Here is a 12675-nt window from a genome sequence, read left to right as displayed (position 1 = left end):
CTTTTTGTTTTATCGTAAGAAAAGACGAACTAAACCCAGTACGCCTTATAATTAACGGCGAGGAAGTCTCGGTCTGGGCTGTATATTTGGACGTGTTTTAGGCATTTGAATGCTAGGTTTTGCCACCGGGCGCTGAACTTTTGTCTCTGGTCGCGTTTCTCTTTGTTGCACTTTTTCTTTCAATGCTTTGTCTTGCATCAACGCTGGTTCGATGCGTTCCGGACGATTCTCCCATTTAGTTTGAATCTCCTGCTTTTGTTCTTCTGGTAGCGATTGCCAGTGATCGTCAAGCTGACGTTTCATGGTGTCGATGTTGGCGGACATATCATCGTCTTTCCAATCTTCAACTTTGTCTTTGATAGATTGTTGTTGTTCTTCATCCAAACCGTTCCACCACGCTTCCAACTTCTCTTTATACTCGTCATCGTTATCACAACAACCTGGGTAGTAGTAAATCCAATAATCATCATGATCGTACCACCATGGGTCGTAGTAACCAGAAGCGTAATAAGCCGAAGATGAGGAACCGGAATGATCGGAAGAGGTACAACCCGCCAACACGGAACCGCATAGCACCGCCAATATCCCTAACGCTTTATTGTTCATTCATCACCCACTTTCCTTTTACTGCTCCAGAGGCTGTTTATCTTTCGCGGTTAATTTTAGACGCCCCTTTGGGGTAGCGTTTATTGGTCACTTCTACTGCGTTTTTGGCTTCTCATAAAGACGAACTGCACATCAAAACCTCTGCTTTGTGTAAAGGCCCAACAATTCGCTGCAGAAATCAGCACGAAGGGTCAACAGCCCCCTAATTATATGCTTACAACAACTCTTTCGCTTTGTTGATTGAGTTTATGATTTGTACACGATCCAAATTAGGATCATTGGAATCTAATAATAGTACCCAGGTATCAATGGCTTCTTGAAAACGAAATGACAAAAAGTGGTCATTTGCAATCAAAGACAAAGCGGCTTCATTGTGCGGATCGAGCTGTAAGGCTTGCTCAAGTAGCAGAGTGACTTCTTCCGTCATGGATTGTTGGTGGAGGTAATATAGTGTCGTGGCTTTCGCGGCAAGTTGGGTGGCACTAACAACGTCACTAAGCTGAATAGCATAATCAAAACAAATCAATGCTCCATCAAGCTCCCCTTCAACAAGATAGCCCTGCCCTAATTGAAACCACAATGCTGCATTATTTGGGTCTTCGCGCAACAGGTCTTGGATCTCTTGCATGATATCCCGTGCATTGGTCATACGTGACATCTCGGCTTGCATTGTTGGCGGTGGCGTTTGTCGCAAGAGTAAAAAGCTTGCACTAGTAACAACCAAAACTAAAGTACAAAGCCCAAACCATTGAGCCGGTTTGACCTTTGAAGCGCTGAGCGATAACACCACGACGAATAACCCCATCAGAGTGATGGCAACGAAGAACCAAGCAGACATAATGTACCCCACAAGCAAATATTGGTTTAGTTTACTGACTTCCTCTCAATATTGCGTTGATACAGATACAAAAAAGCCGAGCGTAATGCTCGGCTTTCAAACTTAGATGTAAAGGAAAAGATTACTCTTCTTCAGAACCTTCTGCTGCATCATCCGCTGCTGGTGCTTCAGGCGTTTGACCTTCTGCATTTGCTTCTGTTGCTTCCGCTTCTTCGCCTTCTGGCAGTTCTACTTCTTCAACTTCATCAATACGCTGCAAACCAACCACTGACTCATCTTCAGCTGTACGGATAAGCGTTACACCTTGAGTATTACGACCAACTTGGCTAACTTCCGCAACACGTGTACGAACTAGAGTACCAGCGTCGGTGATCATCATCATCTCGTCGCCTTCTTCTACTTGTACCGCGCCAACTACTGGACCGTTACGCTCAGAAACCTTGATAGACACAACGCCCTGAGTTGCACGACCTTTCGTTGGGTATTCCGCTAGTTCAGTACGTTTACCGTAACCGTTTTGAGTAACCGTTAGGATATCGCCTTCGTTTGATGGAACGATCAAAGAAACCACTTGATCATCATCTGCTAGCTTCATACCGCGAACACCTGCCGCTGTACGACCCATTGCACGTACTTTGTCTTCGCTAAAGCGAACCACTTTACCTGCTTTAGAGAACAGCATGATATCGCTTGAACCTGTAGTGATATCAACGCCGATCAAAGAGTCATCATCACGTAGGTTAACTGCGATCAGACCGTTTGAACGTACGTTAGCAAACTGGTTCAGAGGTGTCTTCTTAACCGTACCGTCACCCGTAGCCATGAAGATAAACTTCTCTGGAGAGAACTCATCTACCGGAAGGATTGCCGTGATACGTTCACCTTCCTCAAGTGGAAGGATGTTTACGATTGGCTTACCACGTGCAGTACGAGTTGCATGAGGTAATTGGTAAACTTTCAGACGGTAAGTCTTACCACGAGTTGAGAAACACAGAATGTTATCGTGAGTATTTGCAACAAGTAGACGCTCGATGAAGTCTTCATCTTTCATCTTCGTTGCACTCTTACCTTTACCACCACGACGCTGAGCTTCGTAGTCGCTTAGGATTTGGTACTTAACATAACCTTCGTGAGACAGAGTTACTACTACGTCTTCACGAGCGATCAGCTCTTCCATGTCAATGTCATGGCTAGCTGCTGTAATTTCTGTACGACGCTCATCGCCGTAACCATCGCGAACCGCTTCAAGTTCTTCACGGATCACTTCCATCAAACGCTCAGTGCTTGCAAGGATGTGCATTAGCTCTGCAATTTCGTCCAATAGCGCTTTGTATTCATCAAGAATCTTCTCATGCTCTAGACCAGTTAGACGGTGTAGGCGAAGTTCTAGAATCGCTTGAGCTTGAGTTTCTGTTAGGTAGTACAGACCATCACGGATACCGTATTGATCTTCTAGCCATTCAGGACGTGCAGCGTCAGTACCAGCACGCTCTAGCATTGATGCTACGTTACCAAGATCCCAACCACGCGATACCAAGCCAACTTTTGCTTCAGCTGGAGTTGGTGCGTTTTTGATGAGTTCGATAACTTCGTCAATGTTCGCAAGAGCAAGAGAAAGTGCTTCAAGGATATGCGCACGTTCACGCGCTTTACGCAATTCGAAAATAGTACGACGAGTCACAACTTCACGACGGTGATCAACGAAGCACTTCAACATGTCTTTTAGGTTGAATAGCTGAGGTTGGCCGTTGTTTAGCGCAACCATGTTGATACCGAAAGTGGTTTGAAGCTGAGTTTGTGCGTAAAGGTTGTTTAGAACAACTTCACCCACTGCATCGCGCTTACATTCAATTACGATACGCATACCATCTTTATCAGACTCGTCACGTAGCGCACTAATGCCTTCTACTTTCTTATCTTTTACTAGCTCAGCGATCTTCTCGATCAAACGAGCTTTGTTCACCTGGTAAGGGATTTCAGTGACGATGATGGTTTCTTTACCATTCTTCTCCACTTCGATTTCCGCTTTTGAACGCATGTAGATTTTGCCGCGACCTGTTTTGTACGCGTCTACAATACCTTTACGACCGCTGATAAGCGCCGCAGTTGGGAAATCAGGACCAGGAATGTAATCCATTAGCTCATCAATAGTGATTTCTTCATTATTGATGTATGCAAGACAGCCATCGATCACTTCGCCAAGGTTATGTGGCGGGATGTTGGTTGCCATACCTACCGCGATACCCGAAGAACCGTTTACCAGTAGGTTAGGAATTTTAGTAGGAAGAACTGCAGGAATTTGCTCCGTACCATCGTAGTTAGGTACGTAGTCCACAGTTTCTTTGTCTAGGTCAGCCAAAAGTTCGTGGGCCATTTTCGCCATACGTACTTCGGTATAACGCATTGCCGCAGCAGAGTCGCCATCGATCGAGCCAAAGTTACCTTGACCATCGACCAGCATGTAACGAAGTGAGAACGGCTGAGCCATACGTACGATTGTGTCGTACACAGCACTATCACCGTGTGGGTGATATTTACCGATTACGTCGCCGACAACACGGGCTGATTTTTTATATGGTTTGTTCCAATCGTTGCCTAGTACGTTCATCGCGAATAAAACGCGGCGGTGTACTGGTTTTAGGCCATCACGCACATCTGGAAGAGCACGACCCACGATGACAGACATCGCGTAGTCTAGATATGAACCTCTAAGCTCATCTTCAATGTTTACGGGCGTGATCTCTTTAGCTAAATCGCTCATAGAGCCATTATCCCTCTATTATCTGATCGTAATTACGATACGTGTAAGGTGCAAAAATATAACACACAATTCATCAACGGGGCATCACTTTCCCACTCGTTTTATCAGGTTGTGAGCTTGGTTATGGGTTAAATGAAGAGAATTTGCACATTCATCCCATATCTTTATGAAAACTGACTATATTTCCACCAACGCCAGTCAAAAATCTCTCCTGTAGCGATTGTGAGAAAAGAACCAGTTTTAACGTATCGTACCATTGGAGTATAATCTCGCCTTCCAAAGGACTATTAGCGAAGCGATATAACAATCATGACTAAAGCACAAAACGTCGACCCAAGTGAAATTAAGAAATTCGAAGAGATGGCTTCTCGTTGGTGGGATTTAGAAGGCGAGTTCAAGCCACTTCATCAAATTAACCCGCTTCGCTTGAACTATGTCCTAGAGAAAGCAGACGGCTTATTTGGTAAAAAAGTGCTCGATGTTGGCTGTGGTGGTGGCATCCTAGCTGAGAGCATGGCTAAAGAAGGTGCAGTAGTTACTGGTTTGGATATGGGTAAAGAGCCTCTTGAGGTCGCTCGCCTACATGCACTTGAGACTGGCACTAAGTTGACTTACATCCAAAGCACGATTGAAGACCACGCAGCAGAAAATGCAGGAATCTATGACGTTGTCACTTGCATGGAAATGCTTGAACACGTTCCAGATCCACTTTCAGTGATTCGTTCTTGTGCTGCATTGGTCAAACCTGGCGGTCACGTTTTCTTCTCTACCTTGAACCGTAATATCAAATCTTACCTATTTGCCATTGTGGGTGCAGAGAAGTTGCTTAAGATTGTGCCAGAAGGTACACACGATCATGAGAAGTTCATCAAACCTGGTGAAATGATGAAGATGATTGACCAGACAGACCTTACCGAGATGGGTATCACAGGCTTACATTACAACCCACTCAACGATAGCTACAAACTTGGTCGTAATGTGGATGTAAACTACATCGTTCATACTACAAAATATTGATGGTTCGATTGACGCTTAAGCAAAAAACGAGCATCAAGATTGAGAAAAAGCGGTAGCATAGATGCGCCGCTTTTTTTGTCAATTTCTGTCGAAAAAAAGTGCTCTAGATTCCATTTTGACCAAACTATTTTTAACAAACAAAAACTGTCAAAGATCAAGGAAAATATTTTTACATGCGGTTATTTATGAACCGATTTAAAAAACGTATTTTTCCCCATTCAAGTCAGCCCTTTTCTCATCGGTTAGTGTTCACTTACTGTTTTTTTTTATTTTGTTAGTTATCCACAAGTCATCCCAAACCTGTGCCTTGAAAAATTGGGGTAACAGCACTATCTTGTAACTCGCAAACAAATGAACCCCTATATCTTGTGTTTCGACTACAATATATAGATAGACTTTGATCACAAAGCCGCCGCAAATTTTACAAGTTTTGCACATAAACAAACAAAAATACGGCTTTTATCAGTTTTCTTAGGGAAATAAAGCAGAATGAACCAACAACTTACCGTCACTAAACGTGATGGCCGCAAAGAAACTATCGATCTGGAGAAAATCCATCGCGTTATTACTTGGGCTGCAGAAGGTCTGAACAACGTATCGGTATCACAAGTAGAACTACGTGCTCACATCCAGTTTTACGACGGCATTACGACGACAGATATCCACGAGACTATCATCAAGTCTGCTGCAGATTTGATTTCAGAAGAAACACCGGATTACCAATACCTAGCTGCTCGCCTAGCGGTATTCCACCTACGTAAGAAAGCATACGGTCAATATGAGCCGCCAACGCTTTACAACCACGTAGCTCGTCTTGTTGATATGGGTAAGTACGACCAACACATCCTAGAAGACTACACAAAAGCTGAATTGGACGAGCTTGATGCGTACATCGATCACAAGCGCGACCTTGATTTCTCTTACGCTGCTGTAAAACAACTAGAAGGTAAGTACTTCGTTCAAAACCGTGTATCGGGTGAAATCTACGAAAGTGCTCAGTTCCTTTACATTCTAGTGTCTGCTTGCTTGTTCGCTAACTACCCGAAAGAAACGCGTCTTGACTACATCAAACGTTTCTACGATGCGACATCGACATTTAAGATTTCTCTACCTACACCAATCATGTCTGGTGTACGTACCCCTACTCGTCAGTTCAGCTCATGTGTGCTGATCGAGTGTGGTGATAGCCTAGATTCTATCAACGCAACAGCAAGTTCAATCGTACGTTACGTTTCTCAACGTGCTGGTATCGGTATCAACGCTGGTCGTATCCGTGCACTAGGTTCTGAGATCCGTGGTGGTGAAGCATTCCATACAGGTTGTATCCCGTTCTACAAATACTTCCAAACAGCAGTTAAGTGCTGTTCTCAAGGTGGTGTTCGTGGTGGTGCAGCAACTGTGTTCTACCCACTATGGCACGGTGAAGCGCGCTCGCTAATGGTTCTTAAGAACAACCGTGGTGTTGAAGAGAACCGTGTTCGTCACATGGACTACGGTGTTCAGTTGAACAAACTGATGTATCAACGCCTAGTGGAAGGTGGCAACATCACGCTATTCTCGCCATCTGACGTACCAGGTCTGTACGACGCATTCTTTGAAAACCAAGAAGAATTCGAGCGTCTATACGTGAAATACGAAAACGATCCTTCAATCAAGAAAGAGACCGTTAAAGCGATTGAAATGTTCACTCTTCTAATGCAAGAGCGCGCATCAACTGGTCGTATTTACATTCAGAACGTAGACCACTGTAATACGCACAGCCCGTTCGATTCAGAAGTAGCACCAGTTCGTCAATCAAACCTATGTTTGGAAATCGCGCTGCCAACCAAGCCACTAACTAACGTTGAAGATGACTCGGGCGAAATCGCGCTATGTACACTGTCTGCGTTTAACCTTGGTGCAATCAAGTCTCTGGATGACTTCGAAGAACTGTCTGAGCTTGTTGTTCGTGCGCTAGATGCACTGCTTGATTACCAAGATTACCCACTACCAGCTGCATACAAATCGACAATGAACCGTCGTACGCTGGGTGTTGGTGTTATCAACTTCGCATACTACCTAGCGAAGAATGGCGTTAAGTACTCTGACGGCAGCGCAAACGGTCTAACTCACCGTACATTTGAAGCGATTCAATACTACCTATTGAAAGCCTCTGTTGCGCTTGCGAAAGAGCAAGGTAAGTGTCCTTCGTTTAACGAAACGAACTACGCGAAAGGTCTACTGCCTATCGACACTTACAAGAAAGACGTTGACCTAATTTGTGACGAAGAGCTGCACTACGATTGGGACAGCCTACGTCAAGAAATCATGGAACACGGTCTGCGTAACTCAACACTGACTGCGCTAATGCCTTCTGAGACATCTTCTCAGATCTCTAACGCAACAAACGGTATTGAGCCGCCACGTGGTTTCGTGTCTGTTAAAGCGTCGAAAGACGGTATCTTGAAACAAGTTGTGCCAGATTTCGCTGAGCTTAAAGACAACTATGAACTGCTTTGGAACATCGGTTCTAACGACGGTTACCTACACCTTGTGGGCATTATGCAGAAGTTCGTTGACCAAGCGATCTCTGCGAACACAAACTACGATCCTTCTGGTTATGAGAGCGGTAAGGTGCCAATGAAGAAACTTCTTCAAGACCTTCTGACTGCTTACAAGTTTGGTGTGAAGACGCTTTACTACCATAACACTCGTGACGGTGCGAAAGACGACCAGAAAGACGCAGTTCAACCACAAGATGACGATTGTGCAGGCGGCGGTTGTAAGATTTAATCTCCCCCACTTAAACAATTCGTAGTAACAAACAATCGAACGCCTCCCCGCTTGGGGAGGTCTAAAAGGAATTGAGGCATTATGGCTTACAGTACTTTTAACCAGAACAAAAATGACCAACTGAAGGAACCAATGTTCCTTGGTCAATCAGTGAACGTAGCTCGTTACGACCAGCAAAAATTCGAGATCTTCGAAAAGCTTATCGAAAAGCAATTGTCTTTCTTCTGGCGCCCAGAAGAAGTTGACGTATCTAGCGACCGTATTGATTACAACAAGCTACCTGACCATGAGAAGCACATCTTCATCTCAAACCTGAAGTACCAAACGCTGCTTGACTCAATTCAAGGTCGTAGCCCGAACGTTGCGCTACTTCCTCTGGTTTCTCTACCTGAGCTAGAAACTTGGATCGAGACTTGGTCGTTCTCTGAGACGATCCACTCTCGTTCTTACACGCACATCATCCGTAATATCGTGAATGATCCAAGTGTGGTATTCGATGACATCGTAGAAAACGAGCACATCCTTAAGCGTGCGAAAGACATCGCGCATTACTACGATGACCTGATCCAAGCGACAAACGACTATCACCGCTACGGTGAAGGCGAACACGTTCTTAACGGTGAAACGGTTAAAGTTAGCCTGTACGATCTGAAGAAGAAATTGTACGTCTGTTTGATGTCAGTGAACGCACTAGAAGCAATCCGCTTCTACGTAAGTTTCGCATGTTCATTTGCTTTCGCTGAACGTGAGCTTATGGAAGGTAACGCGAAAATCATCAAGCTCATCGCTCGTGATGAAGCGCTTCACTTGAACGGTACTCAGCATATGATCAACCTGCTACGTAACGGTCAAGATGACTTCTCTTTCATGCAAATCGCTGAAGAAGCAAAACAAGACTGTTTTGACCTATTCAAAGAAGCGGCAGAGCAAGAGAAAGAATGGGCTGAATACCTATTTAAAGATGGTTCAATGATTGGTCTAAATAAAGATATCCTTAGCCAATACGTTGAATACATTACGAACATTCGTATGCAAGCGGTAGGTCTACCAGCAGCATACCCTGAAGCAACTTCAAACCCTATCCCATGGATTAACGCTTGGTTGTCATCGGATAACGTTCAAGTTGCACCGCAGGAAGCAGAAATCTCTTCTTACCTTGTTGGTCAGATTGACAATGAAGTAAGTGCAGACGACTTCGAAGGATTTGAGCTGTAATGCCAAGCATCAAAATCAACAAACTCGTTAGCATTGAGTCTAATCCATCTAACACAATTTTGGAGACGATGGAGCAAGCGGGCTTACTGCCTGAATACAATTGCCGCGACGGACACTGTGGTGCATGTCGCTGTAAATTGGAATCAGGTGACGTGGAGTATGTTGGTTTTGCAATGGCGTATACTCAGCCAGACGAAATTCTGCCTTGTATTTGCAAAGCGAAATCCGAAATTTCGCTCAGTGGTGTGAATTACGCGATGAAAGAAAAACGCGCATAAACGCCACCAGCCAGTACAAAAAAGCCAAGGCAATCGCCTTGGCTTTTTACTATTTATTTTTACTGTCTACTTTTACTATCTAAACAGCTCGACATCCTTTTAAAGAGCACTGCTCGGAATGTGCATTTCTTTCATCTTTTCCAAGAATGCGTATTGAGCCGACATCGGCTTGCGTTCTAGATAACGGCGTAGCATATCCAGTGCCGCAGCACTGATGACTTTAACCTGATCATCTTGCTGATATTTTCTTGAAAGTTTGTATAGGGCGCCCCACTCTCCTGTTGACGTGGAAAGAGCAACAGAGAAAATGCCTTCTTCAATTTTTCCCGTAACTAAAGCCAAGTCGGTGGCGCACTTTTCACGTGTCGCACCAGCTAGAGCAAACGTCGCTGCTAGTGGGTCCCCTTCATCTGCAATGGTTTGATTGTTTCCTGATAGAACCCAACCGTGACCGAATTGCTCAGCGACTTTTTCATCACTATTTAGCCAATACGTTAAATACCCTGCACTGCTTTTCTCCGACACCGATAGTGTCAGCGCTTTATCTGTTAGTAGCTGACCGACATGTTCAACCATAGGTACATCGACACTTACAGAATTGGTTTCAAGGTGCTTATGGATCATCTGCATCAACTTCATGCGTTGCTCAATATGCTGAGATGGACCAAACAGTTTCACTTCGATAAAGGGTAAGTAAGAGCGATAACCCAGCTCATAACCAGGCGGAAGCTTCATTTGGTCAAGCTTGTCTGATATACCAGATTCAGACAGACCAAACGTATAAATTCGGCTACAAGATGCACTTTCTACTTCAGGGAAGAGTTTTTTCAAATCTGGCAGAATTTGCGTCTCTGCCATTAACTTAAATTCACTTGGTACACCTGGGGTGAAATAGAACACCGCATCATTGATCAGCATTTTAAAGCCACAAGCCGTGCCAATCGGATTATCAACAATTTGTGCCGTTTCCGGTAGCATAGCTTGCTTGAGATTGCTATCCGGCATTGGGATACCACGACGGGCATACATCGCCTCTAGGTGTGCTAACCAGTCTTTAAATAACACTAATTTGCAATCTGCTGCTTTCGCTGCTGCCGCTGCGCTCATGTCATCTGTGGTTGGTCCTAAACCACCATTCACGATCACCACGTCATTATTGAAGCTGAGCATCAAAAACTCTTCAATCAAACTCGATTGTTTATCACCAACGGTCGAGCGCTTCGTTAAGCCAAATCCATGTTGATAAAATAAGCTCGACAGCCAAGCTGCATTTGTATCAACAATATCACCGTGAAGGACCTCTTCACCGGTACTTAGCATAGCAATTTTCACAACTGACTCCTGAAAATAGGCAAAATCCACATTTTTTCGACATTGTGCCTATATCGTTTTCATTTTATTGGACTAATCTCATAGTTAATTTGTTGAGATTAAATGTAGGTCAAGTATTTAAATGGCTGTTCTTTTAAGGGATAATTGTGAGCCCGATCATCAAACCAACAACTCGGAGACCTTCGTGTCAAAATCATCCATGTTCAAGAAAACTCTAAGTGGTCTTGTTCTGACGGCATCTGCTACCGCAAATGCAAGCCAGTACGATATGAGTAACCATATTGAGTTCTCTTACACGCCTGATTGCCTGTCAGGTTACTGCGAAACGACCACTCTGTATAGCTTCGAGCCACAAAATCGTCGCTTTGCGATGGGACTTGATAACGATGATTCTTTAAATCTCGACGCAGGCCTTCAACCGAAGCATATGATCGTGCCAAAAGACAAAGATTGGGACTATCTCATGGGTCAAACTTACACCATTCTTGGTTTGAGTGTGGCTACGGTAGGTTTGATGACTTTATTGCCTGAGAGCATTACAAAATGGGACGAAGAAGATCGTGACATGAGTAAGCTAGGCAGCAAGTGGAAAGACAACGTTTCAAGCGGTCCAGTATGGGACCGAGATGAGCACTTTCTAAACTACGTCATGCACCCTTACTTCGGTGGTGTTTACTATACGGCTGCGCGCCACGCTGGCTATAACGAATTTGAATCCTTCTTGTATTCTGCGACCATGTCGACGTTCTTCTGGGAATACGGTGTAGAAGCTTTTGCTGAAATCCCATCATGGCAGGACTTGTTTATTACTCCATTCTTTGGTGCTGTAGTGGGTGAAATGATGCTAACAGCGGAACAAGACATCGTTGCCAATGGTGGTGAAGTAATGGGCTCAGAAACCGTTGGGGACGTTTCTCTATTCTTCCTCAATCCAGTCGGACACATTCACTACTGGGTATCAGATGCATGGGGCGGTAGCGCAGAATTCCAATTCAGTTCATCACCTTGGTTTGGCAACCAAGACGCAGCGAAGTTTGCGATGGATTCCGGCGCAAGCTACGATAACGTCTTCTACGGTTTTGAAATGAAGGTCACCTTCTAAAACCAAACTGTTAAATAGCAGCCTGAGGGCTGCTTTTTTGTGCCCCAAGCATAGTTTTTATTATTTGCATCACGAATTAGCGTCAAAAATTGACCTTTATCAAACCTAACCCTCCTCCAGCACCTACACTGAATTTACGGACTAATTCCAATAACTTAAGTTTTAAACCTTAAGCTCAAATAACTATAGCGATACGTCTAACCGTGCCGCGTCCAAACCTTATTCCGGGAGGGGACCATTATGAACACTGTGTTTATCGTTAATTTCGTCGGTCAGGCATCACCAGCGACCATCAAACAGCTTGCAGCGGTTACCCATGAAAACGAAGGCAAATGGCTGATCAGTAAAGTGAACTTTATTGAGGATCAGGTTGCCGGCGTGATCAAAATCGAGCTACCAGAGGAAAATGCCAACACAGTGAAAGAGGCGTTCTCTGCTTGCCAAACCCTCATCGTAAAATTCGTTGATTCCGAACCTCACTCTCACCGTGAAGATACGGTCTTTCAGCTTCGTCTGGACGCCAATGATCGTGCAGGCATCGTCAACGAAATCACCCACGTGCTCGATGGACAAGGCATTTCGATTTTAGACATGGACTGTCAACGAGTATTTATCGCCGGTGGCGGAGGTGTAAGTTCAAGCTTGTTTAGCGCTAAGATGGCAATCAAGTTGCCGAGTGAACTGGAAATTGATGATGTAGCGAATGAGTTAGAATCGCTCAGCGAAGATACTCGTGTGATTGTCGAAAGCTGAT

10 protein-coding genes are annotated in these 12675 nt (G+C 44.5%); 6 read left to right on the top strand and 4 right to left on the bottom strand.

The window, feature by feature from the left end; translation table 11 throughout:
* Positions 1 to 51: 51 nt before the first annotated feature.
* From ABMY42_RS08475 to gyrA, 3 genes are all read right to left on the bottom strand, one after another.
* Positions 52 to 606 carry a hypothetical protein gene (locus tag ABMY42_RS08475; protein ID WP_038898619.1) on the bottom strand — a complete coding sequence of 185 codons (555 nt, stop codon included), beginning with the start codon at positions 604 to 606 and terminating at the stop codon, positions 52 to 54.
* A gap of 214 nt (positions 607 to 820) precedes the next feature.
* Complete coding sequence (locus ABMY42_RS08470; RefSeq protein WP_349266198.1) at positions 821 to 1444, bottom strand: hypothetical protein; 624 nt, start codon at positions 1442 to 1444, stop codon at positions 821 to 823.
* Positions 1445 to 1565: 121 nt separating this feature from the next.
* Entirely contained in the window at positions 1566 to 4205 is a 2640-nt protein-coding gene (gyrA, locus tag ABMY42_RS08465; RefSeq protein ID WP_005445103.1) for a DNA gyrase subunit A, read from the bottom strand.
* Positions 4206 to 4514: 309 nt separating this feature from the next.
* Here gyrA and ubiG point away from each other — a divergent pair, with 309 nt between their 5' ends.
* The 4 genes from ubiG to yfaE all read left to right on the top strand — a co-directional run bounded on the left by ubiG (position 4515) and on the right by yfaE (position 9487).
* Entirely contained in the window at positions 4515 to 5222 is a 708-nt protein-coding gene (ubiG, locus tag ABMY42_RS08460; RefSeq protein WP_005445102.1) for a bifunctional 2-polyprenyl-6-hydroxyphenol methylase/3-demethylubiquinol 3-O-methyltransferase UbiG, read from the top strand.
* Between the two features lie 489 nt (positions 5223 to 5711).
* Positions 5712 to 7994 carry a class 1a ribonucleoside-diphosphate reductase subunit alpha gene (gene nrdA, locus ABMY42_RS08455; protein ID WP_005445098.1) on the top strand — a complete coding sequence of 761 codons (2283 nt, stop codon included), beginning with the start codon at positions 5712 to 5714 and terminating at the stop codon, positions 7992 to 7994.
* 81 nt (positions 7995 to 8075) lie between these two features.
* Complete coding sequence (gene nrdB / locus ABMY42_RS08450) at positions 8076 to 9209, top strand: class Ia ribonucleoside-diphosphate reductase subunit beta (protein WP_005445097.1); 1134 nt, start codon at positions 8076 to 8078, stop codon at positions 9207 to 9209.
* A complete protein-coding gene (gene yfaE, locus ABMY42_RS08445; protein ID WP_005445095.1) occupies positions 9209 to 9487 on the top strand; it encodes a class I ribonucleotide reductase maintenance protein YfaE in 279 nt (92 codons plus the stop codon). Before nrdB ends, yfaE begins: the two co-directional genes overlap by 1 nt.
* Before the next feature lie 99 nt (positions 9488 to 9586).
* Here yfaE and ABMY42_RS08440 read toward each other — a convergent pair whose 3' ends face one another.
* On the bottom strand, positions 9587 to 10819 hold the full coding sequence (locus ABMY42_RS08440) for a CinA family nicotinamide mononucleotide deamidase-related protein (RefSeq protein WP_050933200.1): 1233 nt from the start codon (positions 10817 to 10819) through the stop codon (positions 9587 to 9589).
* A gap of 199 nt (positions 10820 to 11018) precedes the next feature.
* Here ABMY42_RS08440 and ABMY42_RS08435 point away from each other — a divergent pair, with 199 nt between their 5' ends.
* Positions 11019 to 11921 carry a DUF3943 domain-containing protein gene (locus ABMY42_RS08435; protein ID WP_005445090.1) on the top strand — a complete coding sequence of 301 codons (903 nt, stop codon included), beginning with the start codon at positions 11019 to 11021 and terminating at the stop codon, positions 11919 to 11921.
* Between the two features lie 240 nt (positions 11922 to 12161).
* Positions 12162 to 12674: an ACT domain-containing protein gene (locus ABMY42_RS08430; protein WP_005445081.1), complete on the top strand. Its 513-nt coding sequence runs from the start codon at positions 12162 to 12164 to the stop codon at positions 12672 to 12674.
* The last annotated feature ends 1 nt before the right edge of the window (position 12675 follow it).

The organism is Vibrio sp. SSH13-20, from assembly GCF_040104475.1.
Taxonomy (GTDB): domain Bacteria; phylum Pseudomonadota; class Gammaproteobacteria; order Enterobacterales; family Vibrionaceae; genus Vibrio; species Vibrio harveyi.
The sequence above is the reverse complement of the archived record's forward strand: the minus strand, read 5'-3'. Positions and strand labels throughout refer to the sequence as shown.

Coding starts and splice junctions, on each gene's coding strand:
- nrdA (WP_005445098.1), top strand. CDS start 5,712: ATGAACCAACAACTTACCGTCACTAAACGTGATGGCCGCAAAGAAACT.
- gyrA (WP_005445103.1), bottom strand. CDS start 4,205: ATGAGCGATTTAGCTAAAGAGATCACGCCCGTAAACATTGAAGATGAG.
- yfaE (WP_005445095.1), top strand. CDS start 9,209: ATGCCAAGCATCAAAATCAACAAACTCGTTAGCATTGAGTCTAATCCA.
- nrdB (WP_005445097.1), top strand. CDS start 8,076: ATGGCTTACAGTACTTTTAACCAGAACAAAAATGACCAACTGAAGGAA.
- ABMY42_RS08435 (WP_005445090.1), top strand. CDS start 11,019: ATGTTCAAGAAAACTCTAAGTGGTCTTGTTCTGACGGCATCTGCTACC.
- ABMY42_RS08430 (WP_005445081.1), top strand. CDS start 12,162: ATGAACACTGTGTTTATCGTTAATTTCGTCGGTCAGGCATCACCAGCG.
- ABMY42_RS08470 (WP_349266198.1), bottom strand. CDS start 1,444: ATGTCTGCTTGGTTCTTCGTTGCCATCACTCTGATGGGGTTATTCGTC.
- ubiG (WP_005445102.1), top strand. CDS start 4,515: ATGACTAAAGCACAAAACGTCGACCCAAGTGAAATTAAGAAATTCGAA.
- ABMY42_RS08475 (WP_038898619.1), bottom strand. CDS start 606: ATGAACAATAAAGCGTTAGGGATATTGGCGGTGCTATGCGGTTCCGTG.